General features: G+C 34.7%; 22 protein-coding genes. 10 read left to right on the top strand and 12 right to left on the bottom strand.

What is annotated here, in order from left to right; translation table 11 throughout:
• Positions 1–230 precede the first annotated feature (230 nt).
• The 5 genes from ACFOUY_RS16305 to mutL all read right to left on the bottom strand — a co-directional run bounded on the left by ACFOUY_RS16305 (position 231) and on the right by mutL (position 5,550).
• Positions 231–863 carry a nitroreductase family protein gene (locus ACFOUY_RS16305; RefSeq protein WP_378962212.1) on the bottom strand — a complete coding sequence of 211 codons (633 nt, stop codon included), beginning with the start codon at positions 861–863 and terminating at the stop codon, positions 231–233.
• A gap of 106 nt (positions 864–969) precedes the next feature.
• On the bottom strand, positions 970–2,094 hold the full coding sequence (locus ACFOUY_RS16300; RefSeq protein WP_378962210.1) for an endonuclease/exonuclease/phosphatase family protein: 1,125 nt from the start codon (positions 2,092–2,094) through the stop codon (positions 970–972).
• Complete coding sequence (locus ACFOUY_RS16295) at positions 2,095–2,949, bottom strand: rhomboid family intramembrane serine protease (protein WP_378962209.1); 855 nt, start codon at positions 2,947–2,949, stop codon at positions 2,095–2,097.
• A complete protein-coding gene (locus tag ACFOUY_RS16290) occupies positions 2,942–3,649 on the bottom strand; it encodes a rhomboid family intramembrane serine protease (RefSeq protein WP_378962206.1) in 708 nt (235 codons plus the stop codon). Before ACFOUY_RS16290 ends, ACFOUY_RS16295 begins: the two co-directional genes overlap by 8 nt.
• A gap of 65 nt (positions 3,650–3,714) precedes the next feature.
• Positions 3,715–5,550 (bottom strand): DNA mismatch repair endonuclease MutL, encoded by a 1,836-nt coding sequence (mutL, locus tag ACFOUY_RS16285; protein ID WP_378962216.1) that lies wholly within the window; start codon positions 5,548–5,550, stop codon positions 3,715–3,717.
• A gap of 229 nt (positions 5,551–5,779) precedes the next feature.
• Between mutL and ACFOUY_RS16280 the strand changes: the two genes are divergently transcribed.
• Both ACFOUY_RS16280 and ACFOUY_RS16275 read left to right on the top strand, forming a co-directional pair.
• Positions 5,780–7,411 carry an amidohydrolase gene (locus ACFOUY_RS16280; RefSeq protein WP_378962204.1) on the top strand — a complete coding sequence of 544 codons (1,632 nt, stop codon included), beginning with the start codon at positions 5,780–5,782 and terminating at the stop codon, positions 7,409–7,411.
• Positions 7,398–9,215 (top strand): serine hydrolase domain-containing protein, encoded by a 1,818-nt coding sequence (locus ACFOUY_RS16275; RefSeq protein ID WP_378962202.1) that lies wholly within the window; start codon positions 7,398–7,400, stop codon positions 9,213–9,215. The genes ACFOUY_RS16280 and ACFOUY_RS16275 overlap by 14 nt, the downstream gene beginning before the upstream one ends.
• A 146-nt stretch (positions 9,216–9,361) precedes the next feature.
• On the opposite strand, the gene ACFOUY_RS16270 is transcribed toward ACFOUY_RS16275, so the two are convergent.
• Complete coding sequence (locus tag ACFOUY_RS16270; protein WP_378962201.1) at positions 9,362–9,964, bottom strand: tetratricopeptide repeat protein; 603 nt, start codon at positions 9,962–9,964, stop codon at positions 9,362–9,364.
• Positions 9,965–10,113: 149 nt separating this feature from the next.
• Positions 10,114–11,076: an isopenicillin N synthase family dioxygenase gene (locus tag ACFOUY_RS16265; RefSeq protein ID WP_378962200.1), complete on the bottom strand. Its 963-nt coding sequence runs from the start codon at positions 11,074–11,076 to the stop codon at positions 10,114–10,116.
• A gap of 342 nt (positions 11,077–11,418) precedes the next feature.
• Between ACFOUY_RS16265 and msrA the strand changes: the two genes are divergently transcribed.
• The 6 genes from msrA to ACFOUY_RS16235 all read left to right on the top strand — a co-directional run bounded on the left by msrA (position 11,419) and on the right by ACFOUY_RS16235 (position 17,198).
• Entirely contained in the window at positions 11,419–12,018 is a 600-nt protein-coding gene (gene msrA / locus ACFOUY_RS16260; protein ID WP_378962199.1) for a peptide-methionine (S)-S-oxide reductase MsrA, read from the top strand.
• Between the two features lie 284 nt (positions 12,019–12,302).
• Positions 12,303–13,763, top strand: a complete 1,461-nt coding sequence (cysS, locus tag ACFOUY_RS16255) for a cysteine--tRNA ligase (RefSeq protein ID WP_378962197.1) — start codon at positions 12,303–12,305, stop codon at positions 13,761–13,763.
• Between the two features lie 87 nt (positions 13,764–13,850).
• A complete protein-coding gene (locus ACFOUY_RS16250) occupies positions 13,851–14,252 on the top strand; it encodes an endonuclease domain-containing protein (protein ID WP_378962196.1) in 402 nt (133 codons plus the stop codon).
• A 48-nt stretch (positions 14,253–14,300) separates the two neighbouring features.
• Positions 14,301–15,278 carry a M28 family peptidase gene (locus tag ACFOUY_RS16245; RefSeq protein WP_378962194.1) on the top strand — a complete coding sequence of 326 codons (978 nt, stop codon included), beginning with the start codon at positions 14,301–14,303 and terminating at the stop codon, positions 15,276–15,278.
• Between the two features lie 76 nt (positions 15,279–15,354).
• On the top strand, positions 15,355–16,215 hold the full coding sequence (locus ACFOUY_RS16240; protein WP_378962192.1) for a nuclear transport factor 2 family protein: 861 nt from the start codon (positions 15,355–15,357) through the stop codon (positions 16,213–16,215).
• 98 nt (positions 16,216–16,313) lie between these two features.
• Positions 16,314–17,198 (top strand): glycerophosphodiester phosphodiesterase family protein, encoded by an 885-nt coding sequence (locus ACFOUY_RS16235; protein ID WP_378962191.1) that lies wholly within the window; start codon positions 16,314–16,316, stop codon positions 17,196–17,198.
• Between the two features lie 75 nt (positions 17,199–17,273).
• Here ACFOUY_RS16235 and ACFOUY_RS16230 read toward each other — a convergent pair whose 3' ends face one another.
• The 4 genes from ACFOUY_RS16230 to ACFOUY_RS16215 all read right to left on the bottom strand — a co-directional run bounded on the left by ACFOUY_RS16230 (position 17,274) and on the right by ACFOUY_RS16215 (position 20,522).
• Positions 17,274–17,477 (bottom strand): hypothetical protein, encoded by a 204-nt coding sequence (locus ACFOUY_RS16230; RefSeq protein WP_378962188.1) that lies wholly within the window; start codon positions 17,475–17,477, stop codon positions 17,274–17,276.
• Positions 17,478–17,612: 135 nt separating this feature from the next.
• Positions 17,613–18,575, bottom strand: coding sequence for an AAA family ATPase (locus tag ACFOUY_RS16225; protein ID WP_378962186.1), 963 nt, complete (start codon positions 18,573–18,575; stop codon positions 17,613–17,615).
• A 5-nt stretch (positions 18,576–18,580) separates the two neighbouring features.
• The gene (locus ACFOUY_RS16220) at positions 18,581–19,942 is read right to left on the bottom strand and encodes a peptidylprolyl isomerase (RefSeq protein WP_378962184.1); all 1,362 of its coding nucleotides are present in this window, start codon (positions 19,940–19,942) and stop codon (positions 18,581–18,583) included.
• A 61-nt stretch (positions 19,943–20,003) separates the two neighbouring features.
• Positions 20,004–20,522, bottom strand: coding sequence for a hypothetical protein (locus ACFOUY_RS16215; RefSeq protein WP_378962182.1), 519 nt, complete (start codon positions 20,520–20,522; stop codon positions 20,004–20,006).
• Positions 20,523–20,695: 173 nt separating this feature from the next.
• On the opposite strand from ACFOUY_RS16215, the gene ACFOUY_RS16210 reads away from it, so the two are divergent.
• Both ACFOUY_RS16210 and ACFOUY_RS16205 read left to right on the top strand, forming a co-directional pair.
• The gene (locus ACFOUY_RS16210) at positions 20,696–21,349 is read left to right on the top strand and encodes a hypothetical protein (RefSeq protein ID WP_378962180.1); all 654 of its coding nucleotides are present in this window, start codon (positions 20,696–20,698) and stop codon (positions 21,347–21,349) included.
• A gap of 38 nt (positions 21,350–21,387) precedes the next feature.
• The gene (locus tag ACFOUY_RS16205) at positions 21,388–21,972 is read left to right on the top strand and encodes a non-canonical purine NTP diphosphatase (protein ID WP_378962178.1); all 585 of its coding nucleotides are present in this window, start codon (positions 21,388–21,390) and stop codon (positions 21,970–21,972) included.
• Here ACFOUY_RS16205 and ACFOUY_RS16200 read toward each other — a convergent pair.
• Entirely contained in the window at positions 21,962–24,226 is a 2,265-nt protein-coding gene (locus tag ACFOUY_RS16200) for an OstA-like protein (RefSeq protein WP_378962175.1), read from the bottom strand. The genes ACFOUY_RS16205 and ACFOUY_RS16200 overlap by 11 nt on opposite strands.
• Positions 24,227–24,271: the final 45 nt, after the last annotated feature.

Here is a 24,271-nt window from a genome sequence, read left to right as displayed (position 1 = left end):
AAGGTTGGGGGAAAAGCCATGAGCTGATCCTGTAGATAGGGTTTAAAAGCTGGTTTCTGAGCGGCCATTAACGTGATTATTATATCATAAATATATGAAAATCAATACTTTAAACCAAAAAATAACATAAAAAAATATAAAAAAATATAAAAAATTTAAGCAAAATAAAAGGGCTGATCATTTTATTTATGATACAGCCCCAATTATTTATACTTTGGGATGTGGATTTCTTATTTGTATTCGATTACAAATTCATTTAATGGTGTACGAACTTTTTTTAGGTTAACCAACCAATCGTTTGCTTCATCGCGATGACCTAATGGTAATAATGTCACACTTCGTAACCCTTGTTTGTCTAAACCTAAAAGTTGATCAAGAGCAGGGCCATTAAAACCTTCCATCGGTGTAGAATCTACTTTTAGTAACGCAGCCTGTGCAATTGCTGCACCAAAACCAATATAAGCCTGACGGGCAGCATGGTTAAAGTTTTCTTCTGCAGGTCTTGATAAATACATGCCTTTTAATTGTGCTTTATATGCATCAGTTCCTGATTCAGGTAAACCACGCTCCGCATTCATATGGGCAAAAACTTTATCTATACCTTCTTCTGTGTAATTTTCTATTGCAACAAAAATTAATAAATGAGAAGAATCTACAATTTGAGATTGATTATATGCAATTGGAGCAATTTTTTCTTTTAATTCTTGATTAGTAACTACGATAACTTTAAATGGTTGCAAACCAGATGAAGTTGGTGCTAAGTGCGCAGCAGCAATAATTTGATCTACCTTATCTTGTTCTACGGGTTGACCATTCATTTTCTTAACGGCGTAACGCCAGTTTAAGGCTTCTAATAAATTCATATTTTTAGGATATTTTTTATTTCAATTAATGAAACAAATATCTGCAAAATAGTAAGGTAGATTGTTGATCTATGGTAAGAAAGCTACTTGTTATGTAAAAGATATTTTAAGGTTTTATAGAATCTTTAAAAATCAAATCGGCTCTAACAGGAAAGTGATCGGAAAGTTTTGCTTTTGGTATCAGATAATTAATAACATCCAAATCTTTTGTTGTTGCAATGTAATCGATTTGGAAATTAGGGAATTTGCCATTATAAGTTTTGCCAAAGCCCGAACCTTTTTTGGTAAATGTATTGTTTAAGCCTTGAGTAATTTGATTAACAGCATAAGAAGCAGGAGTATCATTAAAATCGCCGGCAATTAAATATGGTGTTGTACACTTTGCCATTTCAGTTTTCATAACATCAACTTGATTACTTCTTTTAACAAATGCACGTTTTAGCATTATTAAAATCCTTTTGGAAGCATACAATTTTCCTCGTGTTTTTTGTGTTAACTGGTCTAAAAATTGATAATCTTGCGGTTGAAAACTAATAGATTGAAAGTGAACATTGAAAATCCTTAAAGACTTCCCTTTGATGTCTAAGTCGGCATAAATACTCATGTTGTCCCCAGAACCTTCAAATTTAATAATCCCTTTATTTTTTATCGGATATTTTGAAAAAATGGCTAATCCAAAAGACTCATAGCTATTACTATCTACAGGTACAAAATAATAGTGATCTACATTTAAAAGTGTTTTTAAACTGTCTATCGTATTAAATTCCCCTTTTTTTCTGGTATAAAATTCCTGAAAACAAATAATGTCCGGGTTCTGTTCTTTAACAATTTGAAGCATTTTTTCCTTCGCCGGAATGGTGTTGTTCTCGCCAAAAAGTTTAAAACTGTGAACATTATAAGTCATCATTCTGATAGAACCTTCTGCTTTTTGGCTGCCACCTTCAACACCTCCGAAGCCAAAAGTTGCGTGTATGGTTTTATACCCTACGCCAATAATAAATGCAATCCCAAAAACAAACGACCATCTTTTTCTTACCGCCCACCAAATTAAAAAAAGAATGTTTATGAGCAGGGCGTAAGGGTATGCCAATGCGAAGTATGCAAATAAAATATTTTTACGTGGATCAATGCTCCCTCCAATAGTTCCAAGTAATAAACAAATTGCCGCAACAATGGTTAGTGGCAAAAATATTTTATCAAAAAACGTGTATTTCGATTTCGGTTTTTGCATTTAATCTTTACTAGCTTTAAACAATTTTTCTTTTTCTGTTGCAGTTAATTTATCATATCCAGATGTTGATATTTTATCTAAAATCTCATCAATTTCTAATTGTGATACACCTTTAAAAGTAGATTTTTTTATCGGTTGTTCATTTTTTACAACTCGTAATTTGGGCTTTCTTTCAAAAATTTTACTCCAATCGCTTCCCTTTTGTAAACTTTTAATAAATACAAAACCTAAAACGGCACCACCAATATGCGCAAAACTTCCGCCTGCATTTATGGATCCTAGGGCCAGAATATCTAAAACGAAATAGGCAATGGCTAAGTATTTAATTTTTACTTCTCCTAAAAACATTAAGAAAATAGCATAGTTAGGAACAAGTGTAGCAGTAGCAACAATTATTGCCATTACAGCGCCCGAGGCGCCAATTACCGTAATGCCGCCAAGATTATCGGAAAATGCTGGAAATAGATTTAGGCCGGCGATAAAGAATAGTGCACCAACCAATCCGCCGGCAATAAATACAAAATGAAATTGACGGCTTTTTAAAAAGTTCATAAAAATTTGTCCAAACCAGAACAAACCCAACATGTTAAAAAAGAAATGGAAAAATCCATCATGAAAAAACATGTAGGTAAAAATGGTGTAAAAACGTTCTGGTAGTTTATCTACAGCTGCTGGTAAACCCAAATAGTTCCTTACCAGTTCATAAACATCGATATTGCCTTTAGTTAAAAAAGCAAAAACAGCAATTAATGCGGTTAAAACAAAGATGATTGTATTTATCCCAATGTAAAAAAACAGTGGATTACCCGAACGGAATACTTTAAAACTTAAATCTTTAAAAATATTGTTATTCATAGTAAGTGTAGAATGTTGTTTGTTTATCCTTCCATATTTTAACCAGAATGAAGCCAATTAGTGCGCCGCCCAAGTGAGCATAATGCGCTATAGAATCACCTTCGAATTGCGCAATACCTAAAGATAATTCTATCAAAATATAAACAGGAATTATAAATTTAGCCTTTACAGGAACAGGAATAAACATGATATATAGTTCTGCATTTGGATATAGCATGCCAAAGGCAACCAATAAGCCAAATATTGCTCCCGATGCACCCAACATGCCTCCATAATAGATAGAACCAAGGGTGTCGGCCTGTGCCTGGCTGGTAATTTTTGTTTGCCAGCCATCGTATAGGGTAATGCTTCCTATTAATTGATGAACTTCAAACGCCTGAACTGCCCATTGCAGCGCTAATGCGCCTAACCCAGTTATCAAATAAAAAATAATGAATTTCTTTACTCCCCATCTCGATTCTAATAAACTGCCAAAGGAATATAATGCAAACATATTAAAGAATATATGTGCAAATCCGCCATGCATAAACATATAACTCAGAGGTTGCCAGAATCTAAAATTTGGAGAATCGAAATAATAAACGGCCAGAATATTGTCCAAACGGATACCTTTCTGTTGAAAAATCCAGGTTGCTACAAAAAATAAAACGTTAATAATTAAAAGGTTTTTTACAACTGGTGGTATATTTATTCTATTCATTTATGCTATTGCCTTTCCTTCGGGATAATTTACAGATTATTTTATTTTTAAGCTGAAGCTTATATTTACTTTTCAAACTTTTTATCCAACTCGTTCAATGTAATCGTTTGGATAATTGGTTTTCCACTCGTGCTAAAGTTAGGTGTTTTGCATGCAAAAAGCTCATCGATAAGCGTATTCATTTCTTCTTGACCTAAAGATGTTCCTGCCTTTATTGCACTGTTCTTCGCTAAACTTCTTGCCAAACTATCGCGTTTTGTTAATTTTAATTCTTGTTGTGTATTCTTAAAACCTTCAATCAGCTGTTCAAACAACTGAGTTTCGTTAATGTTTGAACTGCCCAAATCTACCGGAATTCCTTCTACAACTAGTGTGTTTTTCCCAAATTCGCGAACATCAAAACCTAAACTTTTTATATCGTCTAATAAACTTTTTGCTAATTCAAAATCGTTTGCATTTAGTGTTATTGTTTGCGGAAATAGGCTTTGTTGCGATGCGCCCTTTCTATCATCAAGATGTATAAGGAAACGTTCGTACAGGATTCTTTCGTGTGCCATTTGCTGATCGATAACCATTAAACCCGATTTAATTTGCGAAACGATATAGCGATTATGCAATTGCATATATTGTTTTTGCTTGGTTTCTAAAACCGTATCGTCTGCATAAAATGAAGCTTGCTCTACAACAGGTTGGTCGGTAATTTCGTACAACGAACCCCAGTTTTTTGCACTTGGTTTAGCATCATAATTTCTTGGCGATGAAGAATAACCGGAAACAGAACTCTTTTCTGTAGCAAAAGGATTAAAATCGGGATTGAAACTGATACTCGGAGGTACAATATCTTCTACTGCTTTTGGAGAAATCATATTACTGAAACCAGTTTCCTGGTCGAAATCTAGCGTTGGTGAAATGTTATATCTTCCAATTGAACGTTTTACAGCCGATTTTAAAATTGCATAAATAGATTTCTCATCCAGGTATTTAATTTCTGTTTTTGTAGGATGAACGTTTACATCAATTTTCGACGGGTCTATTTCTATAAATAAAACATACAGCGGATAGCTATCATCAGGCAATAAATCTTCGAAAGCCGAACTTACGGCATGATTTAGGTACGGATCTTTAATGAAACGATTATTAACAAAAAAGAACTGTTCGCCTCTGGTTTTTTTTGCAAAGGCAGGTTTGCCAATATATCCTTTTAGGTTTATAATGGTTGTATCTTCCTCAACGGGAACCAGGCGTTCGTTATAATTGTTGCCAAAAAGGTGAACAATACGTTGTTTTAAATTCCCTTTTGGTAGATTAAAAATTTCAGTTCCATCATGATGCAAACTAAAAAAAACTGCAGGGTGTGCTAACGCCACTCGTTGAAATTCATCAAGAATATGGCGCATTTCTACCGGATTGCTTTTTAAGAAGTTCCTTCTGGCAGGCGTATTGAAAAATAAATTCTTTATTGAGATTTGAGTGCCGGGCGATGTGGCCACAGGTTCTTGCGAGGTAACTTGTGCACCTTCAATAGTTATACAAGTTCCAATTTCATCTTCATGCCTGCGGGTTTTCATTTCAACCTGCGAAATTGCCGCAATAGAAGCCATTGCCTCGCCACGAAAACCCATGGTACGAATGGCAAATAAATCTTCAGCTTTTTTTACTTTAGATGTTGCGTGGCGCTCAAAACACATTCTGGCGTCGGTAACACTCATGCCACAGCCGTTATCTATAATCTGAATCAGTGCCTTTCCGGCATCTTTTATTACCAGCTGAATTTTATCTGCGCCAGCATCGATAGAATTTTCTAACAACTCTTTTACTGCAGAAGCAGGTCTTTGAACAACTTCTCCGGCAGCAATTTGATTGGCAACAGCATCTGGTAACAGGTGAATAATATCGGTCATGTAATATGGCAATGTGAATTGCGCTAAATTATGCAAAATAAGCTTAATCAACGTGTTTTGTTTAAAACTCAACAGATAAATGACTGTATGTAAAAGCCATAAACTGATAATACTAATCGTATTTGTCATTGCTCGGTACCAAGCAATCTATTTAAATGGAAAGGATTTTTTGTAGAGCTAACAATTAATTTACAAACACATCTGCATACATTTTTTCTATCTTTATCTCATGAAATTATTTCTATATGCATTATGTTTTGCTGCGATTTTATCATCATGCAGTAAGCAAAAGGCTGATGTAATTATTTACAACGCCAAAGTTTATACCGTAAATTCTAGTTTCGATACCGCTGAAGCTTTCGCCGTAAAGGATGGTAAAATACTGGCTGTTGGTACAAGCGATGAAATAAGAAAGAAATTTGAAGGGAACGAAGAGGTTGATGCTGATGGTAAAGCAGTTTATCCTGGTTTTATTGATGCTCATGCACATTTTTATGGCTACGGTCAAAGTCTGCAAACAGCAGATTTAAGAGAAACAAAATCTTGGGAAGAAGTACTTCAGCGATTAACTGATTTTGCAAAAACACATCCTGATGGCTGGTTAATTGGAAATGGCTGGGATCAAAACGATTGGGCGAATAAGTCATTTCCTACAAACGAAAAACTTACATCACTTTTTCCAAACCGCCCTGTTTTTTTAAATCGTATAGATGGACATGCCGCGATTGCAAACCAAAAAGCTTTTGACGATGCCGGAATAAAAAATGCACAGCAATTAACCGGTGGCGATATGATTACGCAAAACGGCAAACTTACAGGTGTTTTAATTGATAATGCAGTGAGTTTAGTAGAAAGTAAAATCCCAGGTCCAGATGCAAAACTTGCAGAGAAAATATTAATAGATGCACAGAAAAACTGTTTTGCTGCTGGATTAACTACCATTGATGATTGCGGCTTACCTTTTCAGGCTGTAGATTTTATAGAGAAATTGCAGAAAGAGAATAAGTTGAAAATGCGTTTGTACGTAATGCTTTCTGATGCACCTCAAAATTACGATTACCTTTTTAAACGGGGTGCAATTAAAACTGATAGATTAAATGTTCGTTCGTTTAAGGTTTATGCAGATGGCGCTTTAGGTTCTCGTGGAGCTTGTTTGTTAAAGCCTTACACAGATATGCCAGAGAAAAGTGGCTTTTTGTTAAGCGACCAGAAACCCTTTGAAGAGGTTGCAGCTAAAATTGCAGCACATAATTTTCAAATGTGTACACATGCAATTGGAGATTCGGCAAATCGTGTTATGCTAAAAATTTACAATAAAATATTAAAAGGCAAAAACGATAAACGCTGGAGAATAGAACATTCGCAAGTTGTGAATGCAAATGATTTCGATTTATTTGGTAAAACAAGTATTGTTCCGTCGGTTCAGCCTACTCATGCAACATCAGATATGTATTGGGCAGGAGAGAGATTGGGTGCCGAAAGGTTAAAAGGTGCTTATGCCTATAAACAATTACTAAAGCAAAACGGATGGATTCCATTGGGAACTGATTTTCCGGTAGAAAACATTAATCCATTATTAACGTTTTATGCAGCAACGGTAAGAGAAGATGCAAAAGGTTTTCCAAAAGGCGGATTCCAAATGGAAAATGCATTAACGCCAGAAGAAGCACTTAAAGGAATGACTATTTGGGCGGCAAAAGCAAATTTCGAAGAAAATGAAAAGGGAAGTTTAGAAAAAGGGAAGCTTGCCGATTTTGTAATTTTAGACAACGATATTTTAAAATCATCACCACAAAACATATTAAAAACCAAAGTTTTAAAAACCTATCTGAACGGAGAAAAAGTATATGAAGCGAAATAGATTATTTATCCTGGCTGCGGCTAGTTTCTTCAATGTTTTATGTTTAATGGCTTGTGCACAAGAACACGCCACTAACGAAAAGAAGCTTTCCATTGCCAACACAATATCAAAATCAACAGTTTTACTAAATAACCAAAATGCACTTATTCCGTTAAAAGAACTCGATAAAAAAAATATAGCATCCGTAAGTTTAGGTTTCGCTTACAGCTCGGTTTTCGATAGTTTGGCAAATAAATACGATAAAATCACTTCGTTTTCTGCAGATTCTTATAAAGATAGTGCGAACTTAAATGACTTGGAAGACGAATTGAAATACTTTAATACAATTTTGGTTTCTATCAATGATGAAAATACAAGCAATGCAAAATATGTTAATTTTATAAATAGCATTAGTAAAAGCAAAACTGTTATTATTTCATTTTTTGGCAATGGATCTGATTTAAAAGCTTTCGATGGCTTAAATACTCCAATTGTTTGGACTCCCGAAAACTCTGTTGATGCTGCGGCAATTGTGCCTCAGTATATTTTTGGAGGCATAGCTGCAACTAATAAACTAACTACGGCTTATTCTACAAAATATACCATCGGTTCTGGTTTTGTAACTACAGCAACAAGATTGAAATATACAGTTCCCGAAGATGCCGGTTTAAACTCCAATAATTTAAAAGAAATTGATGCAATCGCAGCAGAAGCAATTAATCAGAAGGCTACGCCAGGTTTGGTGGTTTTAGTTGCAAAAGATGGTAAAGTAATTTTTAATAAAGCGTACGGAACACATACTTACGATTCTACCTTGCCAGATAAAGTGACTGATATATTTGATTTGGCTTCGGTTACAAAAGTAACAGCAACCACACCTTCGGTTATGCGTTTGTTCGAAGAAAATAAGTTGAAATTGGATACAAATATTGGTGCATACATTCCAAAGGCACGCACAACCCCAATGAATAATATTCAGGTGAGGGAGGTGATGCTGCATCAGGCTGGTTTTATCCCCTACATTCCTTTCCACGATTATGTAAAAACCGCAGATTATAGCAGAGATTCTTCAGCGGCTTTCCCTACAAAAGTTGCTGACAACTATTACATTAAAAAAGGCTTTTTTAAAGATTTTATGTGGCCTAAAATGTTGAATTCGCCGATTAAAACTCGCGGTCAGTATGTTTATAGCGATATAAGCATGTATGTAATGAAAGATATTGTAGAACATATTAGCGAAGAGCCATTAAACCAGTATGCTTACGAGAATTTCTACAAACCTTTAGGTATGCAAACTGCTGGTTTCTTGCCAAGAAATCGCTTTAAACCAGAGCAAATTATTCCAACGGAAGATGATAAATATTTTAGGAAAACTTTACTGGTAGGCTATGTACACGATCAAGGTGCTGCCTTAGCGGGTGGTGTTTCTGGTCACGCGGGCTTGTTTTCAAGCGCTAACGATTTGGCTATTATTTATCAGATGCTATTAAATCGTGGTACGTATGGGGGCGAAGAATATTTCAAACCATCAACTGTAGATATGTTTACTTCAAAACAATCAGCGGTTAGTCGTCGTGGTTTAGGCTTCGATCGTTGGGATCCTGATACAACAAAGCATTATCCTTCTGATTTAGCATCACCTCAAACTTATGGGCATACAGGTTATACAGGAACATGTATTTGGGTAGATCCATCTCGCGGCTTGGTTTATGTTTTTCTTTCTAATCGTGTTAATCCAACAGTAAGTAATAAACTTTCTGATTTAAAAATCAGAGGGCGAATTCAGGATGTGGTGAATAAAGCTATTGATGAATCGAGGAAATAGATAAAATAGTGCCGTCTTCTCGACTGGAGCGCAGCGTAATGGAGAGATCTTTTAAATTTGTGTCAATACAACTTTAAAAGATATCTGGGTTTGGCTCGAAATGACGATTTCCCAAGATTATATGCCACGAAATAGCTTATTTAATCTTACTCATCATCCAATAAAGTAATGCAGCCTTCCTCAAGCGTCTTAATTCTGCTATCAAAGGTTTTTAAAGCTTCTGGGTTTTTAGAACTTTGATATAAATAAGTTATCATGCCTTTAGTTTTTTCGTCAGGGTCGCAAGCATAAGATTTCTCTAAGTAGGCAGCAGTTTTTGAGGTAAATTTTTTATAGTCTTGAAGGTTTTTTTCATATAAAACAGCATCTTTAGCCAATTCAGCCTGATTTATTTTTGCACCCATTTCTTTACAATCTTTAAAATAATAATTGCCTAAAGCCAAGTAAGGTACATAGTAACCAGGTGTTAATTTAATGCTACTTTCATAATAAGGAACAGCTTTATCCATTTGATTGCGTTCTTCATACAACCTGCCTAAATGATAAGTAACATTCGCAATCTGTTTTGCTTTTAATTCGGTTTTTCGGTTTAACAAAGCAAGTCCCAAATCTATAGCTTCGGTTCTTTTCGCTGGCCCCATTCTAACCATGGTGTAGTCCCAATACAGATCTTCGATGCTTTTTTGCTGTGCAAAAACAGAAGTTAAACCAACAGATAATAGGAGCGTAATAAAAAAGAATTTTTTCATCCAGTAAATTTAATAGTTGAATGTAGTATTTATGTTAAAAGAAAGATAGGTTTTTGTAAAACAAAAAAGCGCCAAATTTCTAAGGCGCTCTGTATTTTAAAAAGATTGTCACGCTTCGATGAAAATCGAAACCCGCTAGGAAAGAATATTTATTTTTTTAATCCGATTTCTCTTAATCTTTCGTCAAGGTATTCTCCGGCAGTCATATCGCTATAAGCTTTTGGATGTTCGGCATCAATTGTAGATGGTAAACTTGTTAAATCCATATCGCTACGCGGATGCAAGAAAAAAGGAACAGAAAAACGTGAAGTTTTCATCAATTCGCGAGGCGGATTTACCACTCTATGCGTAGTCGATTTTAGTTTATTATTAGTTAAGCGCTGTAGCATATCGCCAACATTTACCACAATATCTGTATGGTGTGCTTTAATCGGTAACCACTCGTTGCTGCGGGTTAAAACTTCAAGCCCATCGGCACTAGCGCCAATTAATAAAGTAATCAGATTGATATCTTCATGAGCACCTGCTCGTACCGCATCATCGGGAATAATTTCAGGATTTTCGATAGGGAAGTAGTGAATTCCTCTTAAAATCGAATTCCCATTATGTACATGTTTGTCAAAATAATTAATTGGTAATTCTAAATATGTAGCAATAGCACGTAAAAGATGCGTTCCGTTTTCTTCTAGCTTTCTGTAAGTATCTCCAGTAACTTTATTGAAATCTGGCAATTCTTCTAAAATTTCGTTATCAGGATATTCATTTTTTACAGGATCTCCATCAATAACTTCCTGACCAATCTGCCAAAATTCTTTTAAATCTGGTGTTTTAGCACCTTTAGCCGTTTCTTTGCCTGCACTTGTATAGCCACGTTGACCAGCAAGTTCTGGCTTTTCATATTTTCTTTTAGTTTCTAAAGGTAAAGAGAAAGCTGCTTTAATGTTTTCGTAAAGTTTATCTATTAACTCCTGACTTAAGCCGTGGTTGGTAATCGTTACAAAACCAGAATCGTTAAAAGCTCTGCCAAGCTCATCAGAAAACTTTTTGCGTTCTTCTTCAGTTCCGTTGATGTACGAACCTAAATCTAAACAAGGAATATACGGTGTAGACATAATTTTAAATTTTAATGTTCTACGAATTTAAACAAGAATTGTTAATAAGTGTTGATTATAGATTAGTTGTTGATTTAATAATTTAATAATCAAATATTTAAGTTATTAACAATGAGTTTAGAATCCACAAAATGTTAGTTTGTCATGTAAAATCCATTATTGATCTTCGTGAAACTTAAAGCTATTTTATTTCGTATTATAGTTATTGAAAGCCAAAGGACTAAAACTGGAAAGCTTTCCTTAAAATAAACACACAAGATGAAACCGTCATGATTTTTCAAACCACACAGTGGGATGAATAATCAGATAGCTTCATCGCAAATGAAAACAAATTATAAGCGGATGAAAAAAATAATTTTAATTCTATTATCAGTATTGGCATTAAATCAGGCTAATGCTCAGGGGAAGAAAACTGAAAAGGCAACATTTGGTATGGGTTGCTTTTGGTGTACTGAAGCAATATTCCAAAAATTGAAGGGTGTAGTTTCTGTGAAATCTGGTTATGAAGGTGGTAAAATAGCTAATCCAACCTACGAAGAGGTTTGCACAGGTTTTACCGGTCATGCAGAAGTTTTGGAAATCACCTATAATCCAATGCAAATCACTTATAAAGATTTATTGGAGGTTTTTTGGAAAAGCCATGATCCAACAACTTTAAACCGCCAGGGTGCAGATAGCGGAACACAATATCGCTCTGTAATTTTTTATCATACCCCTGAGCAAAAAGAATTGGCAGATAAATATAAAGCGGAGTTAAACGCTACAAATGCTTATGGCAAAAAAGTAGTAACAGCTGTTGAAGCGGCGAAACCTTTCTATGTAGCAGAGAGCTATCATCAAAATTACTATAAAAATAATGCCGATGCACCTTATTGCAGGTTGGTAATTTTGCCAAAACTAGAAAAATTAGAAAAAGTTTTTAAAGCTAAGTTGAAAAATTAGTCGGGTTTTTAACTGTGGTGATTTATGCTCAAAGCAGAAATTTCAGTATTCTGAGGTTTCCGTTTTGGGCATTTTGTTTTGCCATAGTTTACATGCATTGGTGTTTTACCTGATTGAAGTGAAAAGCCCACAGCGAAGTGAGGACTTGAAACGAAAAAGCAGGACGAACATTAATTGTAGAACAGGTTTTGCTTTTCAAATTATTAAAATGTTGATGTAAAATCATAACTCAAACAATACAATTTTAAAGGTTTTAACTTTCTAAATAATATTACATTTGCAATATGAATACTGGCTTACAGCTTTACAATACGCTTACTCGTAAAAAAGAACTTTTTCAACCTTTAAATGCACCCAATGTTGGGATGTATGTTTGTGGTCCGACTGTTTACAGCGATGTGCATTTAGGGAATTGCCGCACATTTATGTCGTTCGATTTAATTTTCAGGTATTTAAAATACGCTGGATATAAAGTTCGTTATGTGCGAAACATTACAGATGCAGGCCACTTAGAAGGTGATAGAGACGAGGGCGATGATAAATTTGCAAAAAGAGCAAAGTTAGAGCAACTAGAGCCGATGGAAATTGTGCAGAAATACACTTTAGGTTTCCACGATGTAATGCGCATGTTTAATACTTTGCCACCTAGTATAGAGCCAACGGCTACAGGTCATATTATTGAGCAAATTGAGATGATAAAAGTAATCATCGAAAATGGCTATGCATACGAAATAGGTGGTAATGTTTATTTCGATGTAGAAAAATACAGCAAAGAATATAACTATACCATTTTAACCAATCGCAACCTTGAAGACATGCTGAATAACACCCGCGAATTGGGTGGTCAGGATGATAAAAAAGGACGTTTAGATTTTGCGCTGTGGATTAAGGCTAAACCCGAAACATTAATGCAATGGCAATCGCCCTGGGGAATGGGTTTTCCGGGTTGGCATATAGAATGTTCTGCAATGAGTGCAAAATATTTAGGTGCAGAATTCGATATTCATGGCGGAGGAATGGATTTAGCTGCAACGCACCATACTAACGAAATTGCACAGTCTGAAGCATGCAGTCACCACCAACCAGCCCGTTTTTGGATGCATACCAATATGTTAACCGTAAACGGAACACGGATGTCGAAATCGGCAGGTAATGGGTTTCTGCCTTTACAGTTATTTACAGGCGATCATCCTCTTTTGAAAAAAGGCTATAGCCCAATGACAGTTAAGTTTTTCATGATGCAAGCACATTATCGCAGCACTTTAGATTTTTCTAATGATGCGCTTGATGCATCTGAAAAAGGTTTCCGACGTTTAATGGCTGCAGTGAGTTTATTAGATAAATTATCGGTTTCTGAGCAAAATGAATTTGATATTGATGCTTTAAAACAAAATTGCATTAACGCAATGAACGATGATTTTAATAGTCCGGTTTTAATAGCAGAATTATTCGAAGCTGTAAGAATTATCAATACGGTTTACGATGGAAAAGGAAAAATTTCTGCTACCGAACTAGAAAAATTAAAGACATTAATTAAAGATTTCGTTTTTGATATTTTAGGTTTGAAGGATGAAGAATCGGATAATTTGGAGTTAAATAGCGTTTTAGACATGGTTATCGAATTGCGCAAAGAAGCCAAAGAAAATAAAGATTACGCTACATCTGATAAAATTAGAATCGGTTTACAAGAATTGGGAATTCAGCTTAAAGATGGTAAAGAAGGCACAACCTGGAGTAAGGCATAGTTAGGAATCGTTTTTTTTTGCTGCAACGTTAATTTTTTTCAGAGGTTTCTTTCCCCCTTTTGAAAGGGGGCAGGGGGATGATTTACAATGAACAACAACTACAATAAGAACCTAAAATCTTTTGCCAGAAGCAATCGAAAGGAAGGAACTAAAGCAGAAATTCGTTTGTGGTGCGAATTGCTTCGAAATAGGCAGATGCATGGATACCCTTTTTTGAGGCAAAGACCAATTGGTAATTATATTGCTGATTTTTTCTCGAAAGACTTAAAATTAATTATTGAAGTTGATGGATTGACACATAATTGGGAAGAACAACTTCAACGGGATAAAAAAAGAGAACTTGATTTAACTGAAATGGGTTTTAATGTTATTAGGTTTAATGATTGTGAAGTGATTGATGATATTGAAAATGTAAACAGAACGATTGAGAATTATATAATTGAATGGGAGAATAATCATCCCCCAACCCCCTTCAAAGGGGGAGCATAGAGCCTATTACATGAAGTAGATTCTATAATTTACAGGAAATAAACAACAATGAATAAAAAACTTTTAATACTGCCTTTAATCGCAATTATTGGATTTCAGTCATGTAAAAACGAAAAAAAATCAACAGAAGAAGCTAAAACTCAAGAAATAAAACTGGTTTCGCCAGAATTTAATGCCGATTCTGCTTTTGCTTATACCAAAGCTCAGGTAGATTTCGGGCCAAGGATTCCAGGTACTGCTGCTCATCAAAAATGTGCCGATTATTTGGTTGCTAAGTTGAAATCTTTTGGTGCAGATGTTAAAATTCAAGGTGCTAAAACAAGTACTTACGATGGTAAAAGTTTTCAGCTTAAAAATATATTAGCTTCTTTTAATCCGGAGAAAAAGAATAGAGTTTTAATTACAGCGCACTGGGATGCTCGTCCGTTTTCTGACCAGGATACAGATCCTGCAAACCATAAAAAAGCATTCGATGCCGCAAATGATGGTGGTAGTGGTGTTGCTGTAATTTTAGAAATGGCTCGTCAGATTCAACAAAAACAACCAAATGTAGGTGTAGATTTTGCATTATGGGATTTAGAAGATTATGGAAAAGCAAATGACGAAACCCCAGATGAAACAACCTGGTGTTTAGGTTCACAGTTTTGGGCTAAGAATGCAATAGCAACTGGCTATAAAGCAATGTATGGAATAAACTTAGACATGGTTGGTGGCGGAAGTGCCCAGTTTACTCAAGATGAGATTTCTCGACAGGCTGCGCCAGATGTTGTGAGCAAGGTTTGGAATATTGGTAGCGAAATTGGTTACTCATCATATTTTGTGAGTATTCAAAGTGGAAAACTTGTAGATGATCATTTCTGGATGAATAAAGCTGGTGTTCCATCCATAGATATTATTCACTATAACGATAACAGTGGGTTCTACATAAACTGGCACACCCAACTCGATAATTTGGCGAATATTGATAAAAACACATTAAAAGCCACAGGTCAAACTGTTCTGGAAACTATTTATCGCGAAAAGTAAAATGTTTAATTGTTAATTACTTTTAAAAGTTAACATTAAAGAAAACTTTATATTCGTCATACCTTATAAAACACAAATGAAACAACTATTCTCAACCACAATTGCTGTTGCTTTGACTTTGAGTGCTTTTGCACAGAAGAGCGATGGAACAACAAAATCTCTAGTAAATGCAGAAAATGAATTCGAAAAATCGATTGCTAAAATTGGAGATAAAGATTCTTATATTGAATATTCATCAGCAAATGCTTTAGTTTTCAGACCAAATCCTGTTAATTCAAAAACCTTTTATGCTGCGCAAGCTAAAGGGATGAATGAAGTAAGCTGGGAGCCAAATTTGGCTAAGGTCTCAAAAAGCGGCGATTGGGGCTTTACAACGGGAACCTACCAGGTAGGAAAAACTGACAAAAAATATGGTCAATATCTTTCTATTTGGAAAGTTGAAAACGGTAAATGGAGATTAGCTATCGATTTAGGAACAGAGAGTAATAAGCCATTAACAAAGGTTTCGAATAGATTTGTGGAGCCTAAAGAGCATATTGCGCCTAAAACATTTATAAACGAAAAAGATATAAAAGCAGGTAAAGATGTAATTCTAACTACTGAAAAAACGCTAAATACTTTCCTTAAAACACATGGTATTGGCGCATTTGGTGGATTTTTAACTAATGATGCCCGTTTGCTTTTTCCAGGCAACGAGGCTATTGATGGTAAAGGAAAAGTTCTTACTTTTCTTAATGGAATGGTTAGTAAAATCAATTTGAAAACAACAGGTGTTGATAAAGCCGCGGGTAGCGATTTCGCCTATACTTATGGTGTTGCAACTATTGATTATAAAGCAGATTTACGCGAAAGCTTTAACTATGTATTTATTTACGAAAAAGCTGCCGATGCAAGCTGGAACTTAATCGTTCAGGCATTTGTACCTGCAGAAAGATAATATTATAATGTGAATGTTGAAAAGGGCTCTCTGTAAAAAGAAAGCCCTTTTTTTATAAGTAAATCTCTAATTTTACGTTTATTGCTAAAACGAATTTCATGTATAAAAAAATACCCCTTTTCTTGCTCTTAACTTTATTATTTTTAAATGGCTTTGCACAAAAACAAAAGTTCGATGTACAGGGAAAAGCTGGCGCTAGAGGAATAATGCCTGAGAATACAATTAAAGGGATGCTAAAAGCCTTGGATTTGGGTGTGCATACTTTAGAAATGGATGCTGTGATTTCTAAGGACAAACAAGTGGTTTTATCTCAAGAACCTTATTTTAATAACGAAATTTCTTTGCAACCCAATGGAAAGGCAATTACACTTAAAGACCAGAAGAATTTCAATATTTATAAAATGAATTATGATGAGATAAAGAAGTTTGATGTTGGAAGTAAAGTACATACCCGTTTTCCTGGCCAAATGAAATATAAAGCGTCAAAACCTTTGCTTTCTGAAACAATAGATGCTGTTGAAGAATATGTTAAAGAGAATAAGCTTCAAAAACCAGTTTATAGCATAGAAACGAAAACCATTAAAAATGGCGATAATGTATTTCATCCCGAACCAGCAGAATTTGTTGATTTAATTATGGATGTTATCAATTCCAAAAAGCTTTCTAAAAGAGTAATTATCGAATCTTTTGATATGAGAACTTTACAATATTTGCATGAAAAATATCCTAAAATTCAAACCTCATTGCTTATTGACGAAAAAGAACCGTTTGAAGATTATATTGAAAAATTAGGTTTTAAGCCGACTATATATAGCCCTTATTCTGTTTTGGTAGGAAAGGGCTTGGTCGATCGTTGTCACGATATGGGTATCAAAATTATCCCTTGGACGGTAAATACGATAAAGGAAATAAAATATTTTATGGATTTAGGTGTAGATGGAGTTATTACTGATTATCCGAATTTAATCGACCGGATTAAATAAAACCTAATAACCGTATAAAAGAAATGCGACGATATCAATCGTCGCATTTCTTTTATACTATATTTTTGAAAATTCTTAATGATGGGGTTCTGCAGCCTCGGTTTTCTCATGATGAGTCGGTGCTTCAGTTTTTTCGTGTGAAGAATTAGCCTCTTCGTGGTTAAAAATTGGTCTGGTGAAAATAATTAGCAGTACTAAAGCCAAAATGCAAGCTGCTAATGGCAATGCCCAAATGCCTTTTGTTTCCTGAACTGGTGCGTGTGAATCGTGAGCTGACATATCGAATATTTTTGATTTAAAAAATTATGCTTTGTAATTGTGTGGTAAAGATAGTAACAAAATTAAAATTATAAAGATTTGGATTTTATTTATATAAACTAGCTAATCCATTAATACTAGTTCCATTTTGCAGGATTACAATAAATCGTTTATAATTTTCTCAATAGATAAACCTTCTGCTTCGGCACGATAATTACGCACAATGCGATGACGTAGAATTGGTTCTGCAACTGCCTGCACATCTTCAATATCGGGGGCGTATTTTCCTGAAATCGCTGCATGACACTTTGCACCTAAAACTAAAAACTGAGAGGCTCGAGGGCCAGCACCCCAACTAATGTATTTATTAACCGCTTCGGTTGCAAATTCGCTGTTCGGGCGGGTTTTTGCGGCAAGTTTTACCGCATATTCTAGAACATTGTCTGTTACCGGAATATCGCGAATTAATTTCTGAAAGTATTGAATGTCATCTGCATGGATGATTTTTTGTAGTTGAATAGCTTTATTGCTTGTTGTGTTTTTAACAATGGTTAATTCATCTGCAAAAGAAGGATAATTTAACTGAATGTTAAACATAAAACGGTCTAATTGCGCTTCTGGAAGGGGGTAAGTACCTTCCTGCTCAATCGGGTTTTGTGTTGCCAATACAAAAAATGGCTTAGGTAATGTATGCGTTTGACCTGCTGCCGTAACCGATTTCTCTTGCATGGCTTCTAATAAGGCAGCTTGAGTTTTTGGTGGGGTACGGTTAATTTCATCAGCCAGAATGATGTTTGAAAAAACAGGCCCTTTAATAAATTTAAAGTGCCTGTCTTCTCCCAATATCTCTGCGCCGATAATATCGCTCGGCATTAAATCGGGGGTAAATTGAATTCTGTTGAAATCAAGGTCTAAAACCGATGCAACAGTTTGTACAAGTAAAGTTTTAGCTAATCCGGGTACGCCAACTAACAAACAATGTCCGTTACTAAAAATAGCGATTAAAACAGATTTTATAATGTCATCCTGGCCAATTACAACTTTGCTTATTTCGGCTTTAATGTTGTTAAATGATTGATGAAGGGCATCTACAGCTTCTACTTCGTTCTTATACTGCATTGGTGTTATTTAGTTTCTGTATTTTTCTTAGTCCAGATTTTTAACTGGTCACAATCCTGAAATTCATCATCAATTTTAATGAAAGTACTTTCACGACGTTTTTCAAACCACTCGCTTAAGGTACGATTTGTTTTGTCGCTTTGTGCTGCTTCCTTAATTTTTGGGAAATCTTGTGCTAAATTGGCTTTGTGAGGCGGGATTTTTGATTTCAAATATAAAATACGGTATCCTTGTTTTCCATCAGCTCCAGTAAATAATTCTGGTTTAGAAACACCACCAACTTTCATTGTATCAACAACCAAAAATACTGCTGGCTCCAGTTTTTCAACAGGAATGAAAGTAGTTCTAGACTGTACATTTTCTGCATTAAGCATCATACCGCCGTTATATTTAGTTTCTTTATTATCTGAATATAAATTTGCAGCAGCAGCGAAACTTAATTTGTTAGCTATGATGTTATTGTAAATACTATCAGCATGAAGTTTTGTTCTATCCAAACTTGCCGGCGTACTTTTCGGCATAATTAAGATGTGGCGAGCATGAACCTGTTCTCCACGGCGTTCTATTACCTGTAAAATGTGATAGCCAAATTCTGTTTCAAATACCGGCGACATTTCACCTGCTTTAAGCTTAAATGCCCAGGCTGTAAATTCTTTGGCCATCATACTTCTATCGAAAAAACCTAAATCTCCACCATCACTAACCGAACCTGGGTCTTCTGAGTAGGCTTTTGCCAAAGCGCCAAAATCTTCGCCGCCTTTAATTCTTAAGCGTAATGCTTCAATTTTATCATGAAATCTTTCTTTCTCCGCTTTAGTTAGTTTAGGGTTTAAAACAACTTCACCAACTTCAATTTCGGTGTTAAATTCTGGAAGCGAATCACCTAACGATTTGAAATATTTTTCAACTTCCATAGGCGTAACATTAATATGCTCTGTAATTTTAGACTGCATTTTTTGTGCAATTAACTCATCTTTAATCGATGGTCTCATTTCATCTTTATACTGTAATAAAGATTTATTTAAGAATTGCTCCAAACGCTCTTGCCCACCGGCACGTTGCGTCATCGAACGCATTCTTCTGTTAACCTCATCATCAACCTGATTATCTTCAACCATAACCGAATCGATTTCGGCTTGTTGCTTAAGTAATTTTTGAGTTAATGTTTGTTGTAAAATCATACACTTAATATTTGGATTGGGTTGATTACCCTGATACAGATATTGTGTGTATTGTTGATTTAAATCAGATAATAAAACAATGTTATTACCTACCACAGCAGCAACTTTATCTATGTTATTTTTTTGCGCATAGCTGTTTAAAAACAAGCTAATTAAAGCAGTTACTACTAAAAAAACTTTCTTCATTCTATTTATTATATTTTGCAAATTTAATACTATTGATTAATTAATTTAAATGGAGTTCTATTTATAGCTTCGCTAGTTTTTTCAACTCATTTTCATTAATCTTTACTGGATACTTTTCTCGAAGATTTTTTAACCAATCCTCTTCCAGTTTTTGCTGATAATCGGCTATTACTTCACCTCTTATTTCGCTTAATTGTTTGTTATAATTTTGTTTGTTCTTTCTATAAAAATCGTCAACCGCTTGTTCATCTTCTTGTGCTTTCTCCCAAATTTTTTGTTCGGAAACATTAAACATTAAAACACCCTCTTTATATTCAGTTAGCAAATAATCGTAGTCTTTACCAGTATTGCTTATTTTTTTATGGGTTGCTAATGCGCTTTCATAAGTTTTAATTTCTTCCTGATAAGTTGTGTTTTTATCCAATCCCATTTCGCGGGCATCAAGTACTTTTAATTTAAAATTGATGTATAAATTTAAATAAGAAAGTAAATCATTATAATCTGATGGAGTATTTCCGTTGTGACTTTTTTTGTAAGCCCACATAAATTCCTTACTACTTAAAGGCTTACTGTTAATCACGGCTACGTTTTGAGCAAAAACTGAGCTACACAACAAACTGAAAACAAATAAGCAATAAGCTTTTCTCACACAGAAGGTTCTATAAATTTTAAAGGATAAAAGTAACAATAAGCGGGGCTATTATAAGATATTTAACTAATTTTAACAGAAATTATTATACTGCAAAAATACGAATGGAAAGTCAGGTTACCAACAATGAGAATGCTTTACGATTATTTTTTACTGATGATGTTTTTGTTGTTGAAGATAAATCTGTAAAAATCGAGCTTCCTGCTGTAGCTGAAGCAGTTTTGCCAATTATTTCTATTTCTAATATCGAACAAAATGCTCCTGGTATTGTAGTAGAAAATACTATAATTCCTGCTCAAAAACCATCAAATCAATCAGATAGTTATGCTCAAAAGGTGGAAATTCTGCCTATTGTTGAAGAACCTTTGCCACAAAAAACGTTTAAATTTTTGGGTGGAAATAAAAAATCGGTTTTAATTTTAGTGAACGATGAGACCTACGATGTGAGCAGCGAACAAGGTAGAGAACTGCTAAGGAAAATTGTAAAAGCAATTGATTTAAGTACTCCTGATTTTGCTCTGCTTAATTATGCCAATTATTCGGGAGCTACTTTTGCAGAATTAGAGCAGTTTTTTAAGCCACAGATTATGCTTTCTTTTGGTGTAGAGGCAACTCATTTGAAACTCAATTTAACCTGGGCCGGAGAAATCATTCTTTATGAAACGACCAGAATTATTTTTGCTCCAAATCTTCATCCTTTGGATAGTGATTTATCTTCAAAAAAATCTCTTTGGGGAAATCTTCAGAAGATTAAATAAAACCCTCTTCGTTATTAAAAACAACTTTAATTTTCCGCATGAAAAAACTTGTTTTCGCTACAAATAATCAACACAAAACGGAGGAAATTCGTTTAGCACTAAACGGCATTTACGAAGTACTTAATTTGGAAGATATTGGTTGTTTTACTGATATTCCAGAAACTGCTGATACTTTTGAAGGTAACGCGACATTAAAGAGTAGCTATGTTGTTGAACATTATAATTTAGATTGTTTTGCTGATGATAGCGGTTTAGAAGTTGAAGCTTTAAATAATGAACCTGGCATTTACTCTGCCAGATACGCTGGAAGTAGGGATAGTATGGATAACATTAATCTGGTTTTGCAAAAGTTAGCGGGTATAGAAAACCGGAATGCCAGGTTTAAAACTGTGATTTCTTTAATTCAAAACGGCGTAAATCATTTGTTCGAAGGCGTTATCAATGGAACAATAAGAACAGAACTTTCTGGCTCAAAAGGTTTTGGCTACGATCCGATTTTTCAACCAGATGGTTATGATATTACCTTTGCTGAGATGAGTATGGATGAGAAAAATAAAATCAGCCATAGAGCAATTGCTTTGCAAAAGATGATGGCTTTTTTGAAAAAACAAACTAATGCTTAATTGGAAGTTTTTCGGTTTTAACAGAATCTTTTTTCGGGAAAATAGGTTTAATCCCAAAATTAGGAAGTGAATCCGTTTTTGAAATAGCTTTTGGGGTAACGGACTTTTCAATAGGTGATTTTACAGGCTTTGCTGGGCCAGGTTTTGCAGCCGAATTAACAGACTTAACCGCTGGAACTTTAGCTTTAACTTTTGCCTTTCCTGATGCACCAATAGCCTCTTTCTTAGATCTTGGTCTTTCTTTCGGTTTCCACGAAAATCCTTTTAGTACATTATCCCTTTCAACTTTACTTTCAGGATTAAGTGCACCCTCAATATTGTTAACATAAACAATATCGTCAATATCGTTATTTTTAAAAATGAATTTAATACGGCTGCTCACCGTTTGGTTCATTTCTTTATAAACTTTTGTACTATCGTCCTGTGTAAAGTAAATGCTCTCTGCATTCCCATCAACATATAAAGTTTTTAACCTTCCTTCAGCGAAAAAGCCAGTCATGTAGCGGCCTTTAATTTGATTAAACCTTAACGAATCGGCAGGGGTATTAACTAAAAACGCATTTCTAAAAGCTTGTAAATTATTTAATTTGTTTTGCTTAAACTGAACATAAATGGTATCGCCTACCACTTGCGAGCCTTCCGACCATATGATTGGGTTTCCGAAGCATCGTAAAGTAGAATCTGCTGCTGTGTAAAATAAGCTGTCTGTTTTAGCCTGAATATTACTTTTAAAAATCCTCACATTGTGATAAGCTTTTATCAACCGAGTTTGAACCGTATCGGCAGGGTTGAAGACTGAATCGGTCTTTATTTTAAGTTTTAAATTAGCTGTTGCTTTATTTAAAGTATCTTTCGTTCCTTTTTTATCCAATTGTTTTAAGAGGGTATCAACACTCGCTTTCGGAATTTTCTTAAATGCTTCAGTAATTAATGGCTTCTTTTTTTGTAAGCTATCTTTAGCTTTTACAATAATCTTTGCAGTAGAGTCTGTATTTTTTTTATCTAAAATAATTTTCTGCAAACTATCTGTCTTTATCACGTTTTTTGCACTAGAATCTGCTTTTAGCTTTAAGCTGTCTGGAATATTAATGGGTAAATCGTCGGGTTTTTCGGACGATTTTTTATCGCCTTTTTTATTTTTCGGTTCTTTTCCGTTTTTAGATAAAGGTTGTTGTGGTTTATTTGAACTAGGCGCTACTTTGGCTTCTGTACTTGATTTGACTGGTTTCTCCGTTTCGTCTTCATCTTCACCAATTTGATTATCAGCCTTAACAGAAATTTTGGGAACAAGCTTTAATGTTTTCTGTAAAACCATTTGTGTTTCGAGCGTATCTGCACCTAAGCGTAACGTATCTGGTACCTTTTTATCTTTAATGGTTACTGAATCGCCTGAAATAAAATCTACAAAGGCATTTCGTGTTACAAGTGTACGCTGGTCTATTTTATAATAATAGCCCAAATCCCCGTACATTTTTGTGCCATCTTTTTTATCGGTAAATACAATGTTTTTAACCGCTTTACCGTAACCTACTTTACCATAATAATATAAGCTATCGCCTTTTAGCGATTTTGTACCCTGACTATACAAATTTTTCTTCCCAAAATAAGCATCCTCACTTAGCGTATTATATGCTCCGTTTTCGGTATACAGGTTATCATCTTTCCCCTTAATATTTGTTGGTCCGTAAAAGTAAGTCCATTTTGTGTCGAGGTTATAACGCATCGTATCCGATTTAATGGTACTCTGAGGCGTAACAACTAAAACATTATATCTGAAATAAGCATCGCTACTATTGCTGAAATAATAGCCGTTTTTACTGGTAAGGGTTACATCTTGGGTTACAATTTTGCCGCCAGTAGTATAGGTTCCTATTTTACTCGCGGTATTGTAATCTAAAACATTTGTTGTTAAGATCGATTTTGGATCAACCATTTTAACATTTCCAGTTAAATGAGCTTGCTTTTTGTTTCCATCATATTCCAATTCATCCGAATAAATATCAGTCGTTAGCTGCTGGATATGAACATTTTTATAGGCTTCAAAATAATTACGTTCGGTGTAAAGAACTGCACTATCGCAAGTTAACGTTGCATTATCCTGCTGGAAAACAGGGTTTTTTAGATAAGAAACTTTCTTTTTCGTATCTCCAGTAATTTGAGTAGAGCTAATGATTTTTATAATAGAACCCTTTTGCTGACCGAATAAAAATACGGGGCAAATCAGAAAAAAAAGAAAGACAAATATTTTTTGCACTCTACAAAGTTAGTTTTTTGTTCCGAACGTTGGAAACTGGTTAAA

The organism is Pedobacter jamesrossensis (genome assembly GCF_042650905.1).
Lineage (GTDB): Bacteria > Bacteroidota > Bacteroidia > Sphingobacteriales > Sphingobacteriaceae > Pedobacter > Pedobacter jamesrossensis.
This window is presented reverse-complemented; position numbering and strand designations above follow the sequence as displayed.

What these genes read in the sequence shown, in the direction of transcription:
- ACFOUY_RS16305 (WP_378962212.1), bottom strand. Translation starts at nt 863, where the DNA reads ATGAATTTATTAGAAGCCTTAAACTGGCGTTACGCCGTTAAGAAAATG.
- ACFOUY_RS16300 (WP_378962210.1), bottom strand. Translation starts at nt 2,094, where the DNA reads ATGCAAAAACCGAAATCGAAATACACGTTTTTTGATAAAATATTTTTG.
- ACFOUY_RS16295 (WP_378962209.1), bottom strand. Translation starts at nt 2,949, where the DNA reads ATGAATAACAATATTTTTAAAGATTTAAGTTTTAAAGTATTCCGTTCG.
- ACFOUY_RS16290 (WP_378962206.1), bottom strand. Translation starts at nt 3,649, where the DNA reads ATGAATAGAATAAATATACCACCAGTTGTAAAAAACCTTTTAATTATT.
- mutL (WP_378962216.1), bottom strand. Translation starts at nt 5,550, where the DNA reads ATGACCGATATTATTCACCTGTTACCAGATGCTGTTGCCAATCAAATT.
- ACFOUY_RS16280 (WP_378962204.1), top strand. Translation starts at nt 5,780, where the DNA reads ATGAAATTATTTCTATATGCATTATGTTTTGCTGCGATTTTATCATCA.
- ACFOUY_RS16275 (WP_378962202.1), top strand. Translation starts at nt 7,398, where the DNA reads ATGAAGCGAAATAGATTATTTATCCTGGCTGCGGCTAGTTTCTTCAAT.
- ACFOUY_RS16270 (WP_378962201.1), bottom strand. Translation starts at nt 9,964, where the DNA reads ATGAAAAAATTCTTTTTTATTACGCTCCTATTATCTGTTGGTTTAACT.
- ACFOUY_RS16265 (WP_378962200.1), bottom strand. Translation starts at nt 11,076, where the DNA reads ATGTCTACACCGTATATTCCTTGTTTAGATTTAGGTTCGTACATCAAC.
- msrA (WP_378962199.1), top strand. Translation starts at nt 11,419, where the DNA reads ATGAAAAAAATAATTTTAATTCTATTATCAGTATTGGCATTAAATCAG.
- cysS (WP_378962197.1), top strand. Translation starts at nt 12,303, where the DNA reads ATGAATACTGGCTTACAGCTTTACAATACGCTTACTCGTAAAAAAGAA.
- ACFOUY_RS16250 (WP_378962196.1), top strand. Translation starts at nt 13,851, where the DNA reads ATGAACAACAACTACAATAAGAACCTAAAATCTTTTGCCAGAAGCAAT.
- ACFOUY_RS16245 (WP_378962194.1), top strand. Translation starts at nt 14,301, where the DNA reads ATGAATAAAAAACTTTTAATACTGCCTTTAATCGCAATTATTGGATTT.
- ACFOUY_RS16240 (WP_378962192.1), top strand. Translation starts at nt 15,355, where the DNA reads ATGAAACAACTATTCTCAACCACAATTGCTGTTGCTTTGACTTTGAGT.
- ACFOUY_RS16235 (WP_378962191.1), top strand. Translation starts at nt 16,314, where the DNA reads ATGTATAAAAAAATACCCCTTTTCTTGCTCTTAACTTTATTATTTTTA.
- ACFOUY_RS16230 (WP_378962188.1), bottom strand. Translation starts at nt 17,477, where the DNA reads ATGTCAGCTCACGATTCACACGCACCAGTTCAGGAAACAAAAGGCATT.
- ACFOUY_RS16225 (WP_378962186.1), bottom strand. Translation starts at nt 18,575, where the DNA reads ATGCAGTATAAGAACGAAGTAGAAGCTGTAGATGCCCTTCATCAATCA.
- ACFOUY_RS16220 (WP_378962184.1), bottom strand. Translation starts at nt 19,942, where the DNA reads ATGAAGAAAGTTTTTTTAGTAGTAACTGCTTTAATTAGCTTGTTTTTA.
- ACFOUY_RS16210 (WP_378962180.1), top strand. Translation starts at nt 20,696, where the DNA reads ATGGAAAGTCAGGTTACCAACAATGAGAATGCTTTACGATTATTTTTT.
- ACFOUY_RS16205 (WP_378962178.1), top strand. Translation starts at nt 21,388, where the DNA reads ATGAAAAAACTTGTTTTCGCTACAAATAATCAACACAAAACGGAGGAA.